Source organism: Plantibacter sp. H53, assembly GCF_001650455.1.
GTDB classification, from domain to species: Bacteria; Actinomycetota; Actinomycetes; order Actinomycetales; family Microbacteriaceae; genus Plantibacter; species Plantibacter flavus_A.
In genome coordinates this window covers 66214-82814 of the sequence record NZ_LWCT01000049.1, presented here as the reverse complement: position 1 = coordinate 82814, position 16601 = coordinate 66214, and the positions used below count along the sequence as shown (strand labels likewise).

General features: G+C 69.4%; 19 protein-coding genes. 10 read left to right on the top strand and 9 right to left on the bottom strand.

What is annotated here, in order from left to right; genetic code table 11:
• Window positions 1-120 precede the first annotated feature (120 nt).
• From A4X17_RS16845 to A4X17_RS16835, 3 genes are all read right to left on the bottom strand, one after another.
• On the bottom strand, window positions 121-1500 hold the full coding sequence (locus A4X17_RS16845) for an NAD-dependent succinate-semialdehyde dehydrogenase (RefSeq protein ID WP_064296811.1): 1380 nt from the start codon (window positions 1498-1500) through the stop codon (window positions 121-123).
• Between the two features lie 163 nt (window positions 1501-1663).
• A complete protein-coding gene (locus tag A4X17_RS16840; RefSeq protein WP_064296810.1) occupies window positions 1664-3097 on the bottom strand; it encodes an FAD-binding oxidoreductase in 1434 nt (477 codons plus the stop codon).
• A 48-nt stretch (window positions 3098-3145) separates the two neighbouring features.
• Window positions 3146-4621 (bottom strand): APC family permease, encoded by a 1476-nt coding sequence (locus tag A4X17_RS16835; RefSeq protein ID WP_082916253.1) that lies wholly within the window; start codon window positions 4619-4621, stop codon window positions 3146-3148.
• 243 nt (window positions 4622-4864) lie between these two features.
• Between A4X17_RS16835 and A4X17_RS16830 the strand changes: the two genes are divergently transcribed.
• From A4X17_RS16830 to A4X17_RS16815, 4 genes are all read left to right on the top strand, one after another.
• On the top strand, window positions 4865-6322 hold the full coding sequence (locus tag A4X17_RS16830) for an aldehyde dehydrogenase (RefSeq protein ID WP_064296809.1): 1458 nt from the start codon (window positions 4865-4867) through the stop codon (window positions 6320-6322).
• A 187-nt stretch (window positions 6323-6509) separates the two neighbouring features.
• Window positions 6510-6962 (top strand): Lrp/AsnC family transcriptional regulator, encoded by a 453-nt coding sequence (locus tag A4X17_RS16825; protein ID WP_056013555.1) that lies wholly within the window; start codon window positions 6510-6512, stop codon window positions 6960-6962.
• Between the two features lie 54 nt (window positions 6963-7016).
• Window positions 7017-7367 carry a cupin domain-containing protein gene (locus A4X17_RS16820; RefSeq protein ID WP_064296808.1) on the top strand — a complete coding sequence of 117 codons (351 nt, stop codon included), beginning with the start codon at window positions 7017-7019 and terminating at the stop codon, window positions 7365-7367.
• 112 nt (window positions 7368-7479) lie between these two features.
• The gene (locus A4X17_RS16815; RefSeq protein WP_064296807.1) at window positions 7480-8745 is read left to right on the top strand and encodes a GNAT family N-acetyltransferase; all 1266 of its coding nucleotides are present in this window, start codon (window positions 7480-7482) and stop codon (window positions 8743-8745) included.
• Between the two features lie 60 nt (window positions 8746-8805).
• Here A4X17_RS16815 and A4X17_RS16810 read toward each other — a convergent pair whose 3' ends face one another.
• Window positions 8806-9051, bottom strand: a complete 246-nt coding sequence (locus A4X17_RS16810; RefSeq protein ID WP_064296806.1) for a hypothetical protein — start codon at window positions 9049-9051, stop codon at window positions 8806-8808.
• Between the two features lie 322 nt (window positions 9052-9373).
• On the opposite strand from A4X17_RS16810, the gene A4X17_RS16805 reads away from it, so the two are divergent.
• Window positions 9374-10018: a hypothetical protein gene (locus A4X17_RS16805; RefSeq protein ID WP_157583587.1), complete on the top strand. Its 645-nt coding sequence runs from the start codon at window positions 9374-9376 to the stop codon at window positions 10016-10018.
• A 27-nt stretch (window positions 10019-10045) separates the two neighbouring features.
• Window positions 10046-10798 (top strand): SDR family oxidoreductase, encoded by a 753-nt coding sequence (locus A4X17_RS16800; RefSeq protein WP_064296804.1) that lies wholly within the window; start codon window positions 10046-10048, stop codon window positions 10796-10798.
• Window positions 10799-10801: 3 nt separating this feature from the next.
• Here A4X17_RS16800 and A4X17_RS16795 read toward each other — a convergent pair whose 3' ends face one another.
• Together A4X17_RS16795 and map are read right to left on the bottom strand one after the other, a co-directional pair.
• Window positions 10802-11302 carry a hypothetical protein gene (locus A4X17_RS16795; RefSeq protein WP_064296803.1) on the bottom strand — a complete coding sequence of 167 codons (501 nt, stop codon included), beginning with the start codon at window positions 11300-11302 and terminating at the stop codon, window positions 10802-10804.
• Window positions 11303-11363: 61 nt separating this feature from the next.
• On the bottom strand, window positions 11364-12140 hold the full coding sequence (gene map, locus A4X17_RS16790; protein WP_064296802.1) for a type I methionyl aminopeptidase: 777 nt from the start codon (window positions 12138-12140) through the stop codon (window positions 11364-11366).
• A 111-nt stretch (window positions 12141-12251) separates the two neighbouring features.
• Between map and A4X17_RS16785 the strand changes: the two genes are divergently transcribed.
• On the top strand, window positions 12252-12548 hold the full coding sequence (locus A4X17_RS16785; protein WP_064296801.1) for a helix-turn-helix domain-containing protein: 297 nt from the start codon (window positions 12252-12254) through the stop codon (window positions 12546-12548).
• A gap of 257 nt (window positions 12549-12805) precedes the next feature.
• On the opposite strand, the gene A4X17_RS16780 is transcribed toward A4X17_RS16785, so the two are convergent.
• Both A4X17_RS16780 and A4X17_RS16775 read right to left on the bottom strand, forming a co-directional pair.
• The gene (locus tag A4X17_RS16780) at window positions 12806-13264 is read right to left on the bottom strand and encodes a hypothetical protein (RefSeq protein ID WP_064296800.1); all 459 of its coding nucleotides are present in this window, start codon (window positions 13262-13264) and stop codon (window positions 12806-12808) included.
• A gap of 31 nt (window positions 13265-13295) precedes the next feature.
• Window positions 13296-13928 carry a hypothetical protein gene (locus tag A4X17_RS16775; protein WP_064296799.1) on the bottom strand — a complete coding sequence of 211 codons (633 nt, stop codon included), beginning with the start codon at window positions 13926-13928 and terminating at the stop codon, window positions 13296-13298.
• A 152-nt stretch (window positions 13929-14080) separates the two neighbouring features.
• On the opposite strand from A4X17_RS16775, the gene A4X17_RS16770 reads away from it, so the two are divergent.
• Complete coding sequence (locus A4X17_RS16770) at window positions 14081-15037, top strand: alpha/beta fold hydrolase (RefSeq protein ID WP_064296798.1); 957 nt, start codon at window positions 14081-14083, stop codon at window positions 15035-15037.
• 37 nt (window positions 15038-15074) lie between these two features.
• Here A4X17_RS16770 and A4X17_RS16765 read toward each other — a convergent pair whose 3' ends face one another.
• Window positions 15075-15623, bottom strand: a complete 549-nt coding sequence (locus A4X17_RS16765; protein WP_197479114.1) for a hypothetical protein — start codon at window positions 15621-15623, stop codon at window positions 15075-15077.
• Window positions 15624-15669: 46 nt separating this feature from the next.
• On the opposite strand from A4X17_RS16765, the gene A4X17_RS16760 reads away from it, so the two are divergent.
• Together A4X17_RS16760 and A4X17_RS16755 are read left to right on the top strand one after the other, a co-directional pair.
• Window positions 15670-16149, top strand: a complete 480-nt coding sequence (locus A4X17_RS16760; protein ID WP_064296796.1) for a GNAT family N-acetyltransferase — start codon at window positions 15670-15672, stop codon at window positions 16147-16149.
• 9 nt (window positions 16150-16158) lie between these two features.
• Window positions 16159-16518 (top strand): hypothetical protein, encoded by a 360-nt coding sequence (locus A4X17_RS16755; RefSeq protein WP_064296795.1) that lies wholly within the window; start codon window positions 16159-16161, stop codon window positions 16516-16518.
• The last annotated feature ends 83 nt before the right edge of the window (window positions 16519-16601 follow it).

Sequence of the window (16601 nt, the reverse complement as noted above, 5' to 3'; positions counted from 1 at the left end):
TCCTCGCGCGCACCCCATCCCGGTCCCTGAGCGTGTCGAAGGGCGGTCGACATGGGGCGGGACCGCACTTCGACAGGCTCAGTGACCGGACGGGGGCGTCGGTGGCCGGGGCCGAAGCACCTACGCGATGCGGATGAGCTTCTTGTTGACGAACTCGTCCATGGCGGGCTTGCCCATCTCGCGGCCGGTGCCGGAGCGCTTCACGCCGCCGAAGGGCAGCTCCGCCGCGTCGCCGAGCACGAGGTTGATCCACACCATGCCGGCGTCGATCCCGTCCGCGACCCGCAGCGCCTGTTCCTGGTCGGTCGTGTACACGTAGGAGCCGAGGCCGAACGGGGTGTCGTTCGCAAGGCGCACCGCCTCCTCCTCGGACGCGACCCGGTAGAGCGCGGCGACGGGGCCGAAGAACTCCTCGTGGAACGCGTCCATCTCGGGCGTGACGTCGGTGAGCACGGCCGGCGGGAAGAAGTTCCCATCCGGTTCGCCCGAAGCGAGGATCGTCGCGCCTTGCGCCTTCGCACGTCCCAGCTGTTCGCCGAGTCGCTCCGTCGCGGCGGCCGACGACAGCGGGCCGAGCTGCGTGCTCTCCGCCATCGGGTCGGCCGGGGCGTTCGCGGTGAAGACCTCGGTGAACTTCGCGGCGAAGTCGTCGAACAGCTCGTCGATGATGATGAAGCGCTTGGCGGCGTTGCAGGACTGCCCGTTGTTGTCGAGGCGGGCGTTGACGGCGTCCTGGACGGCGGCGTCGAGGTCGTCGGTCGACAGCAGGATGAACGGGTCGGACCCGCCGAGCTCGAGCACGACCTTCTTGAGGTGCTTGCCGGCCAGCTCGGCGACCGCGGAACCGGCGCGCTCCGAACCGGTGACCGAGACGCCCTGCACGCGCGGGTCGGCGATGACCGTCGCGATCTGGTCGTTCGTCGCGAAGATGTTCACGTACACGGAATCGTGGGCGCCCAGCTCGGCTTCGGCGTCGTCGAAGATCTGCGCGATCGCCAGCGCCGACTCGGGGCACTGCGGGGCGTGCTTGAGGAGGATGGTGTTGCCGTTGACCACGTTCGGGCCGACGAACCGCGCCACCTGGTAGTACGGGAAGTTCCACGGCATGATGCCGAGCAGCACGCCGAGCGACGCACGACGGATGAACGCCGAACCGGTGCCGTCGGACAGCTCGATCGGCTCGTCGGCGGAGAAGGCCTCACCGTTGTCGGCGTAGTACTGGTAGATCGCGGCGGCGAAGTCGACCTCACCGAGCGCCTGCTCATACGTCTTGCCCATCTCGCGGACGGCGATCTCGGCCAGCTGCTCGCGACGCTCCGTGTGGAGGGCGGCGACGCGGGCGATGAGCGCGGCGCGGTCGGCGACGGGAGCGCGACGCGACCACTCCTCGTGGGCGGCGGACGCGGCGGTGATCGCCTGCTGCAGCTCCTCGTCCGTGATCGTCGGGTAGTCGCGGAGAGTCTCTCCGGTCGCGGGGTTGACGACGGCGTAGTCGCTCACTGGTGTGCTCCTTTGTCTGAGGTGCTGCTGGTGCGGTGCGGTGTCCGTTGCCGGCCGATGCGAGCTGTGCGGGTTCGACGTGAGCGGGACCACCACCTGCACCGTATCGAACCACGCTCCGCCTGTCATGGGTTGGACGGCGGCTCCTGCGTCGAAACCCCGCTCAGGAGTCGAAGCCCAGCCCGACGGCGTCCATCGTGCGGAGCCAGAGCCCACGCTTGCCCTCGTTGCGGTCGGCTCGGGCCATCTCCGACAGCGAGATGCGCGCACCGATGAACGCGAGCGGGTCGGGCGGGAACGGCGTCGGCTTCTTCTGGACGAAGTCCATCGTCGTGCGCTCGGTCGGCGTCCCGGAGAGGAGGTCGAGCATGACGTTCGCGCCGTACCGCGTCGCTCCGACGCCGAGCCCGGTGAACCCGGCCGCGTGGGCGACCTTGCCGCCGTGCGCGGTCTCGAAGAAGGAGAAGAACCGCCCGCAGGTGTCGATCGCCCCGCCCCACTTGTGGGAGAAGCCGAGGTCGGCGAGCTGCGGGTAGGTGTGGGCGAAGTGGGCGGCGAGCTTGAGGAAGGACTCCGCGCGCTGGTCGAACCGCGGCTCGACGCGCCCGCCGTAGTTGTAGACCGCGTCGTAGCCGCCGTAGAGGATGCGGGTAGACCCGTTCGCGTCGGTCGTGAGCCGCGAGTAGTGGAAGCGGTTGTCGAGGTCGGAGATGCCCTGCCGCCCCTTCCAACCCAGGCTCTCGAGCTGCTCTGCGGAGAGCGGGTTCGTCATGAGCGCGTAGTCGTAGACCGGCACCGTGTACTTCCGGGCACTCGGGATGAGGGCCTTGAAGACGTTGGTGCCGAGGGCGACGTGCTTCGCGACGACCGAGCCGTGCGTGGTCGTGAGGGTGACCGACGTCGCGTCGGACCGGATCGAGCGGACGTGCGTGTACTCGTGGATCTCGACACCGAGGTCGAGGCAGACGCGTCGCAGCTCCCACGCCAGCTTCGCCGGGTTGACGAGCGCCGCGCCGGTCGGCTCGAACAGACCGGCCTGGAAGATCGGCGAGTGGACCTCCGCCTGCATCGCCTCGCGGTCGAGGAACCGCGCGCCGTGCTCCTCGGCACTCTCCCGCAGCCAGTCGACGTGGTGGGGAGCCGTCGCCGCCTGCAGCAGCCCCGTCTCCTCCCAGTCGCAGTCCATGCCGTACCGGGCGATGGTCTCGCCGATCTCGCGCAGGTTCTCGCGTCCCAGCTCCTCCAGGCGGTCGAACTCGTGCGGTAGGCGGCTCTTGCCGTTCGACGAGCCGTGGGTGAGGCTCGGCTCGCAGAACCCGCCGTTGCGACCGGACGCCGCCCACGCGATGCGCCGGCCCTCGAGGAGCACGACCCGGCGGTCCGGGTCGCGCTCCTTCACGAGCAGGGCGGTCCACAGGCCCGAGTACCCACCACCGACGATCGCCAGGTCCGTCTCGACGTCCGCCTCGAGGCGGGGGAGCGGAGCGGGCCGTGCCGGGTCGTCGAGCCAGTACGGCTCCGGTTCGGCCGAGGCCAGCTGTTCCCGCAGGCGTGCGGTGTCGGCGAGCTCTTCGGCCAGTTCGTATGTGGTTCTCATGATGGGTCCCCTGTGGTGCGTGGTTCGGTGCGGTCGCGTGTTGTGCGGTCAGTCGGTGCGGGCGGCGTCGGTGCGTTCGGCCTCGGCACGCGGGGTGCCGGCGGATGCCCCGCCGCTCCCGAGCCCCGCGTCGCGTTTGGTGCTCCGCTGCACGAACAGCCAGATCACGACGCCCAGTGCGAGCAGCCCGAGCGCGATACCGAGCTCGAGGAACCCGCCGTAGCCCGTGGTGGAGAACCCGGTGGCGCCGACGACGAGGATGATCGCGAGGAGCACCGAGAGCACGACCGATAGCGGCACGAAGAAGCGCGGCAGGCGGATCGGGCGGACGGCGTCGGGGCGGTCCTTGCGCAGGAGGAAGAAGCCGGAGACGGCGAAGAAGTGCGTGAGGATGTAGCCGAGGTTGCCGGTCACGATGATCGCGAGCGGGTTCTGCAGCACGACGAGGATCACGACGTTCATGACGAGCATCACGTTGAGCGAGCGGAACGGCACACCGCGACGGTTGAGCACGCCGAGCGACGGGACGGTGACGCGCTCCTTGCCCATGTTGAACAGCACGCGTGAGGCGTCGGCCACCGAGGTGGTCATGATGAGCAGCAGCGAGGCGATGAGGCAGAGCACCATGACGTCCGCAGCGCCACCGACGAGCGAGGCGAAGCTGGCGACGAAGAAGGTCGCCGGGTTGTCGGCGATCGCCGCTTCACCCGCGTAGCCGCCGAGGGTCAGCGGGATGACGAAGAAGACGCCGAGGCAGAAGAGGACGGAGGCCTTGATCGCCTTGGTCGTGTCCTTCACCGAGTCGCGGTACTCCGGGGCGAAGGTCGCGCAGACCTCGATGCCGAAGGTGGTCCACGCCATGATGTACAGCCAGACGATCGCGGTGTGCAGGCCCTCGATGCCCTCGAGCTTCCAGGTGAGGTCGAGCGGTGCCCAGTCGGCGCTGAACAGCGGGAAGACGATGAACACGAACAGCGGGATGAGCAGGATGCCCGCGGTGATGTAGACGAACGCCATCGTGACGCGGACGCCGATGACGTTGATGAGGTACATCACGCCGATGACGCCGAGCCCGATGAGGATCGGGAAGGTGATGGAGATCGGGCCGAGCTGGATCACCCAGTCCTCGTTCGGGAACCACTGCGCCTGGATGAGTGCACCGGTGACCGCGCCGTAGGTGGCGAGGTTGGTGCCCCAGGGGAGCCAGTAACCGACGCCCGTGATCGGTGCGACCCAGGGTGCGCGCGACTTCCACGCTTCGGCCGCGTAGTGCGCGATGCCGCCGGAGGAGTTCGGGAACATGGTGGCGAGCTCGGTGTAGATCCAGTTGACGCCCATGGCGAGGATCATGGAGATCGCCCACAGGACGGCGGCCCCCCAGCCGCCGAGGCCGGTGATGGAGGCGCCGAGGGTGGCGATGAGCGCGGCTGGCATGGTCATCGCCATGGCGAAGCCGTCGAACCAGCGCATCCGTTTGGGCAGGTGCGTGGTCTCGTCGGTGCTGGTGACGTGTTCGGTCGACATGGGCTCTTCTCGATTCGTGGGGGACGGGACGTCGCTGTCTCGCTGCTGGTGCACTCAATGTGCCGAAGAATTGTTGTTACGACAAGATCGTGCCGGTCTCGTTGTTGTAATCGTAACTTTGACGAAACAATACTGCTTGTTCGAGGAATCGCAAGGTCCTAGGCTGATCCCACATTCTCCCGACGACATCCGCACGACGCTGTTCGGCGTCGTCGGCCCAGCCACGACACCAGGAGGTCCGGAATGACCACGTTGCCGACACCCACTCGCACCCAGCTCTTCATCGCCAGCGAGTTCACCGACGGATCCAGCTCGGAGCGCTCGGAGGTGATCAGCCCCGTCACCGGTGACGTCATCGCGTCGATCCCCGTGGCCGGCACCGCCGAACTCGACGAGGCGGTGCGACGTGCGCACGAGGCGCAGCGGGAGTGGCGGAGGCTCGGCGTGTTCAAGCGCGCGGAGATCTGTCACCGGGTCGGCGACGCGATCAACGCCCGGGTGGAAGAGCTCGCCCGCCTGCAGACGCTGGAGCAGGGCAAACCGCTCGCCGAGTCGATCGCCGACATCGCCGAGGCCGCACAGCTCTTCCACCTCCACGCCGAGGACGCCCTCCGTCTGTACGGCGAGACGCTGCCGTCGAGCGACATCGACAAGCGCATGTTCACCTGGCGCGCACCGGTCGGCGTCTGGGGCATCATCACGCCCTGGAACTTCCCGCTCCTCATGTTCAGCGAGTTCGTCGCCCCGGGCCTCGCGACCGGCAACGCCTGCATCGTCAAGCCGCCGAGCAACACGCCCCTCGCGGTCCTCGCGGCGATGGACTGCCTCGTCGAAGCGGGCGTCCCGGCCGGGCTCGTCAGCGTCCTCCCCGGCGACGGCGCGTTCGGTTCCGAGCTCGTGTCCCACGACGGCATCGACGCCATCGGCTTCATCGGCTCGTCCGCCACCGGGGCGAAGATCGTCCGCACCGCGGGCCTCAAGCGCTCGCTCATGGAGTGCTCCGGCAACGGCCCGATCGTCGTCCTCGAGGACGCGAACATCGAACGCGCCGCGAAGGCCGCCGTCGACTCCGCGTTCTACAGCGGCGGGCAGGTCTGCTGCGCGACCGAGCGGCTCATCGTCCACCACAACGTCCACGACGCCTTCGTCGAGGCGGCCCTCACCTACGCGAAAGCCACCGTACGACTCGGCAACCCGTTCGACGAGGGGATCAACCTCGGACCGCTCAACAACGAGGGCGTCGCCGCGAAGATGGACCGCCACCTCGACGAGGCCCGCTCGCTCGGCTTCGACATCCTGTTCGGCGGCGGTCGTGCCACCGGCCATCCGACGGACCTCTACTACGACTTCACGATCGTCGACGGCGTCTCCGAGGACAGCCTGCTGTCGCGCGAGGAGTCGTTCGGCCCGGTCCTCCCCATCCTCACGGCCAAGGACGACGACGACATCCTCCGCATCGCCAACGCCGACGCGCTCGGCCTGCAGTCCGCGGTGTTCACCGAGAGCCTGTCGAAGGCCTACCGCTTCATGGAGGAGCTGGAGACCGGCCAGGTCATCGTCAACGACTCCAACGGCTGGTGGGACATCAACATGCCGTTCGGTGGAGCGGGCGGCAAGGGCACCGGCTGGGGTCGGATCGGCGGCATGTACACGCTGCACGACATGACCGACCTCCGCACCGGTGCGATCCACGTCCGCTAGTCGGACCGATCCGCCGATCGGCGACCTCCCTCGGTCTGCTCGATCGGCGTCGCCTCGGCTGACCGCCCGCGCTCGGGTCGGTCGGCCGGGGCTCGTGGCTCGGGTGGGGCGGACACCGCACCCGAGCCGCACGGCTTCCCTCGCTACGCTTGCCAGATGACCATCCGCCCGCTGCCGGAGGAGCCACATGAACGACCTTGACGACATCGACCGTCGGCTGATCGCGATCCTGCAGCAGGACGGACGGAAGGCGTTCTCCGAGATCGCCACCGAGACCGGGCTGCCGGCGTCGTCCGTCCGCTATCGGATCCAGCGACTCGAGGACACCGGGATCCTGCAGATCGTCGGCATCGCGAACCCGCTGTCGATCGGCTTCGACCACCTGGCGCTCATCGGCATCCGCTGCGAGCCGGGGATGGCGCGCGGGGTGTGCCAGGAGCTGTCGAAGCACGCGGAGACGAGCTACGTGGTGCTCACGAGCGGTGGCTTCGACGTGATGGTCGAGGCCGTGTGCCGCGACATGGACCACTACAAGACGTTCCTCCTCGACACCCTGCAGCCGACGCCCGGCGTGCGATCGACCGAGACCTTCTTCGTGCTCGAAGCCCACAAGCTCGCCTACGGCTGGGGCGTCGGGTAGGCCGTCGGCCTGCGCCGACACCGCCCGCCTCCGTCCTGCTCAGAGAGGTACCTCATGACCGACCACCTGCTCGCCCCGAATGCGGTGCTCCAGGGCGCTGACGTGGCGCTCGCCGACAACCCACTCGCGCCCCAGGACGTCGTCTCGGGGTCGCCGCGGAGCGGGATCGTGTCGCTCGCGGCCGTCGGTGACACCGAGGTCGGCGTCTGGGAATTGGGTGTCGGTGTCGTGCAGGACACCGAGATCGACGAGGTGTTCGTGGTCCTCTCGGGTGAGGCGACCGTCGACTTCGCCGACGGCACCCCGTCGCTGGAGCTCCGTGCCGGCTCCATCGGCCGACTCGCCGCCGGCGCCCGCACCACCTGGACCGTCCGCGAGACCCTCCGCAAGGTCTACGTCGCCTGACCCGCCCGGCGCGACAGCAGGACATCCGCCCGACAGCAGGACGCTTCGTGCCCGTCCATCCTGCTCTCGCGCCGATCTCCTGCGTTCCGAGCACCCCCAATAGGCTTGTCGCATGAACCTGCGCACCGTCGAGCTCGACCACACGGACCACGCCGCCCTCGACCTCTGGTGGGGTGCAGCGTCCCGCGGCTTCCTGTCGAAGCCCGACACCGACGTGGCGGTGCGTGCCGAGCGGCGTCAGCTCCTCGTCGGCAGCTCCATCCTCGGGGTCTACGACGACACCGCGGCCGAACCGCTCGTCCCCGTCGGCACGCTCGGTTCCTTCCCGACCGCCCTGTCGATCCCGGGTGGCTCCGTCCGTGCCCTGGCCATCACCGAGGTGACCGTCTCGACCTCCCATGAGCGTCGAGGCATCGCGCGATCGCTCATGGAGAACCGACTCCACCACGCGCGGGCCACCGGAGCCGCGGTCGTCGCGCTCACCGCGAGCGAGGCGACCATCTACGGTCGCTATGGCTTCGCCCCGGCGACCTGGGAGTTCACGCACGAGGTCGACCCCAAGCGCGTCGCTTGGCGGGGTGCGCCGCCCGCCGGCCGCGTTCACACGCTCGACCCGCGCTCGCTCGCCACCATCGCACCCGCGCTGTTCGAGCGCTCCCGCGGCACCGGCGACATCGATCGCGGTGTCGCCTGGTGGAAGCAGGCCCTCCGTGAGGTGACCATCCGGCACTTCAGCCACGGTGAGGGTGACACGCTCGCCCTCCGCTACGACGACGCCGACGGCGAACCTCAGGGCTACGCGCTCTACCGCGTCGGCGAGGAGTGGGGCACGATCGTCGTCGACGACCTCGTCGCCACCACCCCGGAGGCCCGCTACGCGCTCTGGCGGCACCTCACCGGGATCAGCCTCACCACGAAGGTCACCTTCCACCAGGCTCCGACGGTCGAAGCGATCCAGTGGCGACTCGTCGACCGCCGTACGGTCAAGACCACCGCGCGAGCCGACTCGCTCTGGCTCCGCATCGTCGACGTGCCGACCGTCCTCGGAGCGCGCCGGTTCACCGTCCCCGGGGCGTCCGAACCTCGCGAGCACCTGCTCGACGTCGAGGACGCCCTCGGTCTCGCCGACGGTCGGTTCGCGCTCCGCATCGACGAACACGGGGCCGCGGTCGCGGAACGCCTCGGTGACGTGCCGGAGCCGACCGACGACGCCGCTGTGCGCCTGACCATCAACGAGCTGTCGGCCATCATCCTCGGCGGCCCGCGCGTGTCGGCGCTCGCCGAAGCAGGGCTCATCACCGGGTCGTCGGAGGCGGTGCGAGCGCTCGACCTCGCCTTCGCGACGGAGCAGGCGCCCTTCCTGCGGACGCACTTCTAGGGGGATCCCCGCGCCGACTCCTCTGGTCGCTCAGGGTGCGATCACTCAGGGCGGGGTCGCTCAGGGCGCGGTCGCGCTGAGGAAGATCGCCGCGGCGGGGAGCCCGAGCAGGACGAACCAGCCGGTGATGAACGCGCCGACCAGGCCGGTCGCGAGGATGAAGCCGCCGATGGTGGCGGCGAGCGTGCGGAGCAGCTGACGCTGCTCCGCCGGGATGCTGCGGCGCAGGGTGCGGGGGAGTGCCGCGAGCTGCGGGCGTGACGTGCGGATGGATCCGGTGGTGGCGGGGTGCTGCAGGGTCGTCATCGGGGTCGGGTGGTTCCTGGTCGGGTTCGGTCGGGAGGTGCGCTCCGGGAACGCCTGATCGGTCGGGTTGAGATCTGTATCTCGGAGTGCAGATTTGTTATACACCGTGGTGAACGTGCCTGCAACTCGTCGATGCAGCATCGTCGGCGGCGCACAACGGTGACACCGCTCCACAGGCACCCGATCCGCGCTCGCCGTGTCATGCCCACCAACTGTCGAGCCGTCGAGAGGCTCCCGATCGATACCGTCGCTGCAGCATCGCGACGGCCATCGTCGTGGCATGGCCAGGACAGGAGCAGGTGTGGACACGATCCCGGATGACATGGGCACCGATTCTCTCGGGGAAGCGCCGCCAGGAGGCCGTTCCAGCTCGCTCGGACGGCGTTCGATCGTGGCGATCGTCGTCGCGGTGGTCGCTCAGCTGAGTGTCTTCGCGCTACTGGTCGTCGCCTGCACGGCACAGGTCGGTGAGTCACGGGGTGATCGTGCTTCGCCGGTGGCAGAGGCGCCGACGATCGACCGGAGCGCTCCTCAGCGTGACGACGAGCTTCCCACCCGAGACGAGGTGTTCGCCGTGGCAGCAGACCTCCTCGGGCGGATGGTCGATACGGCGTCGGGCGGACAGCCGTTCGCGTTCTCGCCCCAGGCTTCGGAGGCGCCCTGCAGGAGTCTGGCGCCGTCCGGCCGCGCTACGAAGCTGGCGCGCATGGCCGTCGAGGTCGAACTACCGGTCGGAACGAGTCGGGACGTGCTCGTCGACCTCATCAACGGGTACGCGCCGCCGCTCGAACTCGCGGCCGACTCGGACGAGTTCCGGTCGATGCTCATCGTGCCGTCGCACGGCGGGCTCGAGCTGTCGACGCAGCTCCGCGACGACGCCATCATCTTCGAACGAGAGCTGCGATCCGATGCCGACGTGCTGCGGATCACGGTCGAGAACGGCTGCTTCGTTCCGCCGATAGAGTGACATCCGTCGAGCAAAGGGGAGTGTCGGATGAAGATCGTCGTCGCAGGAGGCAGCGGGATGGTCGGGCGACACGTCGTCGCGGTGGCCCAGGAGCGCGGACACCGGGTGGTCGCGCTGTCGCGTGTCACCGGCGTCGACCTCGCCACCGGCGCCGGGCTCGCGCAGCAGCTGGAGGCCGCGGACGTCGTCATCGATGTGACCTCGACGGCCACCCAGTCCGCCCAGCGGTCGCGCCGGTTCTTCGGGGCGGTCACCCGCAACCTGCTCGAGGCCGAGGGCGCCGCCGGCGTGCCCCACCACGTCGCGCTGTCGATCGTCGGAAGTGACAAGGCGCCCTTCGGCTACTACGCGGGCAAGGCGCTGCAGGAGGAACTCGTCAGCACCGGGCGCATCCCGTGGACGATCCTGCGCGCGACGCAGTTCCACGAGTTCGCGCAGCAGATGGTCGAGCGGTTCCGCTTCGGGCCGGTCACGATGGTGCCGACGATGACCTCGCAGCCGGTCGCCGCGCGCGAAGTCGCCGAGCGTCTGGTGGAGCTGGCGGAGGGTGAGCCGCAGGGGCGCCCGGCGGATCTCGCCGGGCCAGAGGAGTTGCGGATGGCCGCGATGGTCAAGGCGTACACGGCGGCGACAGGCATCCGCGGGCCCGTCGTGCAGATCCCGCTGCCGGGCGGTTTCGGCACGGCGATGCGCGACGGCACGACCCTCGCCGGACCGGACGCACAGCGTGGCGTGCAGACCTTCGCGCAATGGGTCGGCTCGCTCAGCGCCCCTCGCTGAGCCTCAGCTCCGCAGAGCCGCCCGCACGTCCTGAATGAGTCGAGGCGTGCGCCACTCGCCGACCCGCTGGAACCACACGGACGGTGGGTAGGCGAGCCGGACGACGAAGTAGTTCACGTACTCGACGACGCCCAGCAGCCAGACGAATGGGATGCCGATGACCGCGAAGGGGTGGGCGGGGAACCAGACGATGATGCCGATGAGTCCGGCGAGCAGCAGTACCGCGTCGAGCACGCGGAAGCCGCGATAGATGGCGGCGAGTCCGCGAGGCATCGTGCCCTGCCTGACCCATCGCCGGGCGAGCAGCCAGTAGACGCCGGCCTGCACGAGGATCACCAGCAGCGGTAGGAGGGCCAACCAGAACGCGAGCGCATCGGTCGGCTGTTCGAGCAACGGGAGCGCCGAGACGAACGCGACCCAGATGAACACGACGGCAGCGAACAACTCACCGAGGCCGAGGCTCAGGTACCGGCCCCGGAGGACCGTGCGGCGATCGTCGGTCATGTCACCAGCCTAAACACGGTGTGCCGGGCCGGTCGAGTGTGCTCGACAGGCCTTCAGGTGCTCAGAACGTGACGGTCGGCAGCGTCATGATCTCGGCGCCGTCCTCGGTGATCGCGATGGTGTGCTCGCTGTGGGCCGTGCGGCTGCCGGTCACGCTGCGGAGAGTCCAGCCGTCGGCGTCGGTGACGAGCTTGTCGGTGTCGGCCATGACCCACGGCTCGATCGCGAGGAGCAGGCCCGGGCGCAGCTTGTAGCCGCGGCCGGCGCGACCGTCGTTCGAGACGTGCGGGTCCTGGTGCATCGTCGTGCCGATGCCGTGGCCGCCGAACTCCATGTTGACCGGGTAACCGGCGCCACGCAGCACGGTGCCGATCGCGAAGGAGATGTCGCCGATCTTCGCACCCGGCTTGGCGGCTGCGACGCCGGCGGCGAGGGCCTCCTGGGTGGTCTCGATGAGCGCGAGGTCCTCGGGGGTCGCCGTGCCGACGACGAAGCTGATGGCCGAGTCTGCGGCGATGCCGTCGAGCAGGACGGCGAGGTCGAGGGTGAGGAGGTCGCCGTCGGCCAGCGTGTAGTCGCGGGGGAGACCGTGCAGGACGGCGTCGTTGACGGCGGTGCAGATGTAGTGGCCGAAGGGACCGCGACCGAAGGAGGGGGCGTAGTCGACGTAGCAGGAGACGGCGCCGGCCTCGAGGATCATCGCCTTGGCCCAGCGGTCGATCTCGAGGAGGTTGGTGCCGACCGTCACGCGGTGCTTGAGCGTGTGGAGGATGTTCGCGACGAGCTCGCCGGTGCGACGTGCCTTCGCGACCTCGGTGGGGGTGAAGATCTCGATCATGCGGGGCCCTTCCATCGGCGTGCTGCGTTCGTGGTGCGGTGGTGTTCGTGCCGCGAACGGCGCTCGACCAATAACTATACCGGTCAAACTATCCCGTACTACACTGGGCGCATGGTCCGCCTCCCGCTCACCCCCTCCGATGTCGAACGCGGTCAGCGCCTCGGTGCGCTTCTGCGCGAGGCCCGCGGTGAGCGATCGATGCTCGACATCGCCCTCGACGCTGGCCTCTCGCCGGAGACGCTGCGGAAGATCGAGTCGGGCCGGGTCGCGACGCCGGCCTTCTCGACCATCGCCGCCATCGCCGAGGTACTCGGCCTCTCCCTCGACGAGGTCTGGGCGACGATCAGCCCGACCCGGCGGGACACTGCCCCGTCCGGCGAACGCCTGCGCGAGCGACTCGTCTCCTAGCTCCCCGGTCGCTCCCGTTCCCTGAGCTTGTCGAAGGGCCCACGCAATCCCGCGGCCGTATCCGCCCGACGTGCCACGCCGGTCCCTCAGCTTGTCGAAGGGCGCACGCAATCGCGCGGCCGTATCCGCCCGACGCGCCACGCCGGTCCCTGAGCTTGTCGAAGGGCGCGGGAACCGGACATCCGCGCGGGAGCAGGACGCTCGCAGCCCATCCATCCTGCTGCGGGGCCGTTCTCCTGCTGTCAGGAGGACGATCGTTACTGCGTGTCGCTCGTCGTCGGCTGGACCGGGCGGGTGAAGACGTTCTCGCTGATCTTCGTCCAGTCCTCGGCGGGGTCGAGCGCGGTGTCGACGACGGCGTCGGAGAGCACCGTGTACTCGTTGACGCTGTCGCTCATGCCGACGCGGTCGCCGCTACCGCAGGCTCGGAACGGCTGGGTCTCCGCGAAGACGATGATGCAGATCCGGGATTGACCCTGCTCCGTCGCCGACGCGAGGAAGATCTCCGTGTCGCCCTGGACGGCGACGAGTCGGGTGGAGTCGGCGTCGATCGTGAACGGGTCGTCGCTCCCGGCTCCGGTGGTGCTTGCCGGGAGACGATCCTTATCGGCCTGGTCGCGCTCGAGGTCGGCGTAGCTCGTCACTCCGCCGCTGCAGGCGCTCAGTCCGGCGGCGAGTGTGAGTGCGATGAGTCCTGCTGCGATGCGTCGATGCATGTGACGTCCCCCGAGGTCGATTCCCGACAGCCTACGACTCCTGCTCCCTGTGGGCCGCTGCGACGCCCGCGTCTCGGCTCGCGAGCACGATCGCGACGATCCCGAGGAAGACCGGGGCGACGGCCCCGCCCAGTCTGTCGAGGGTGGAGAGGAATGGCGCGAATCGCGACGCGTCGGGCCCGGCCGCGACGACGACTACCAGCTGCACGACCCTCACGGAGGCCGCGGCGACGAGCACCCAGAGTGGCGCGAGGTTCCACGGGCGGGGCACGATCCCGGCGCGGGCGATCTGCGTGGTGGCGATCGCGGCCAGCACGAAGGTGACGATCAGGTCGACGTATCCCACGCCGATCATGGCGCCGCGGCCGGGCATGGTGTCCAGGGCGCCGAGCGCGGGTGTGCCGACCGCGGTCCACACGGCGAGTCCGATCAGCGCCGCGGTCCCGAACGGTCGCCTCGCAGTCACGCTCGTGGAACGGTCCGCGCCGATCGCGAACATGATCATCGACACGACCATGAGCAGGGTCGAGAGCAGGCTTCCGGTCGGCCCCAGGTAGGAACCCACCTGCAGGACCGGGCCGAGCAGGACCGACCCGATCATCAGTGCTCCGGCGACGATCCACACCTGCTTGGACCCTGACGTGACTGCGTTCGTCTCCCCCATGGGCGCCCAGTATACGGACGGGCCAATTCTCCGGTCCCTGAGCTTGTCGAAGGGCGGTGGCCCTCTCCCCGGTCCCTGGGTGCACCTGCCCCCGGTCCCTGAGCCTGTCGAAGGGCCTGCACGCAGGACCCGAGCTGTGTAGCGTGGCACGGATGACCGAGGAGCAAGCCGACCCGCACACCACCGGTTTCATCGACGTGGACGGCGGTGCGTCGATCTTCGTCGAGGAGTCTGGGAAGCCCGACTGCGTTCCCGCGCTCTGGCTGCACGGCGGCCCCGGCGGCTCGCTCGGCTCCGGCTGGTACCGCTCGCACTTCGACCTGTCGCGGTACCGACTCATCGGCATCGACCAGCGTGGGAGCGGACGCAGCCTGCCGAACATCGTGGACGCGCGCGAGCAGCTCGACGAGCACACCACGCAGCGACTCATCGCCGACATCGAGGCGGTGCGCGTCGCCTCGGGTGTCGAGCGCTGGGTCGTGTCCGGAGTCTCCTGGGGGACGACCCTCGCCCTCGCCTACGCGCAGGAGCATCCCGGTCGGGTGATCGCACTGGCGCTCGTCGCGGTGACGACCACGAGTCGTGACGAGGTCGACTGGATCACCGAGGGCGTCGGCCGTGTGTTCCCTGAAGAGTGGGCGCGGTTCGAAGCTGACAGCGGTCGGCGGGACGGCGAGCGGATCGTCGAGGCCTACGCGCGTCGTCTCCGCGAGGGCGACGCGGCCGAGCGCACCGACGCCGCGACCGCCTGGGACCGTTGGGAGAGTGCGCACGTGTCGCTCGACCACCCGGAGCGTGTCGGCCAGCTGTTCGCCGATGCGACCGAGCGGGAAGCGTTCGCGACGCTCGTCACCCACTACTGGAGTCACGACGGCTTCCTCACGGGCGACCGGGCGGTGCTGTCGCGGATGGACCGCATCGCGCACATCCCCGGCGCGCTGGTCCACGGCCGCCGGGACATCAGCGGACCGGCCGCGACCGCCTGGCATCTCCATCAGCTGTGGCCGGCGAGCGAGCTGACGATCGTCGAGACCGAGGGCCACGGCGGCGCCGAGGAGAGCGCCGTGCTGCGTGCGGCCTCGGACCGCTTCGCGGCGCTCGCTCCCTGAGCCTGTCGAACGGTCGGCCCCATCGTGCGGCCGACAATCAGCCGTCAAATGCCGAGAACGGCGCCACCTGCGCATCCTCGCTGAGGACATCGACGATCTCCGTCGCGCAGTGTTCGTCGGGTTGCCCCGCCTCGTGGTCGGAATTCCAGCCGACGACCACTCCTCGCTCGAACCGCACTGTCGCCTGGAAGCAGGTGTACACGGCCGGGTCGACTTCGGTGCCGGTGACGATGATCCCCTGGAAACTGGCCTCGTCTCCGGCGTCGACCAGGTTGTGGACGACCGCTCCTCCGTCCTCCAGCCCGAGCGACGCCGGGTCATCGTCGCCATTCCAGTAGACGCTGGGGAAGCTGCCGTCAGTGCTGCGGAGCTCAGCGAGGAACCGGTCACGATCGGTCGCACGCGCGTCGGCCAGGGCTCTCATCAGCGGATCCTTGTGCTTCCAGATGGCGCGGGTGGCCGGTCCACCGACGTCAACCGAGGCGTTGGTCTGCGCACACGAGCTGAGCGCCGCGATCGCCGCAACAGCGATGGCGACCCGCAGCGCGCGTCGAACCGCAGGGGTGGGCGAGCTTCGCGGGTGCATGCGGGCAGCCTACGCAGGACCCGCCAGCCCATGCGACACTCGACCCATGGAACCCGAGGTCGAGATCCGCGTCGCGACGCCGGCCGATGCCGCCGGGCTCGCCGAGCTGAAGCTGCTGATGTCGCCACCGGCCGCCCCGCTCGCCGACTGGGAACGGGCGCTGTTCGCCCACGACCTGACCTCGTGGATCGCGGTCGACCCCGACTCCCGGGTGTGCCTAGTCGCCGTCCTGGACGACCGGGTCGTCGGCATGGCGTGGCTCGTCGTGTTCTCCCGCGCCCCCAACATCGGGGCCCTCCGCCGGCTGACGGGCGACGTCCAGAGCGTGTTCGTCCGCCCGGAGTTCCGGGGTCGCGGCATCGCCGGTCGCCTTATCGACGGACTGCTCGATGCCGCACGCGCTCGCGACATCGGCCGGGTCTCCGTCAGCGCGAACGAGGACGCCGCGCCGGGCTACCTCCGTGCCGGGTTCGAGCGGGCACCACTGCTCCTCGAGTGGCGGGCCGAGTCGGACGGATCCCGCTAACCTCCAACGGTGGCTCAAGAACTGATCTGGTTGACCCTGCTGGCGCTCGCGGTCGTGGTGGTCCTCACCGGGTGGATGAAGTACCTCCGCAAGCCGGCTTGGTCGGGCCGGGCGTTCGCCGTCCTCGTCCTGACGAACCTGCCGACCCTCGGACTCCTCGTGGTCGGAGCACTCGCGGTCGTCGAGCAGTGGCCGATCCTCCCCGCGATCGCCCCGCTCCTGCTGTTCGTCGGGGCGCTGCTCCAGGTCGTCCACGCGACCGAGGACGCTCGCAAGCTCGGCGTCAGGGAACGCGACGCTCTCGCCCTGTCCGGCTGGATCGCCGTGCTCTTCGGGGCGGGCTGGGCGGCGGTCGACGCGCTCATCTGACGGGACGCGCTCATCCGAAGGTCGTTCGCCCTACTCCCCGAGAACGACGAATCGCCCTGATCCGCGAGCCGAGCGGTGGCTCG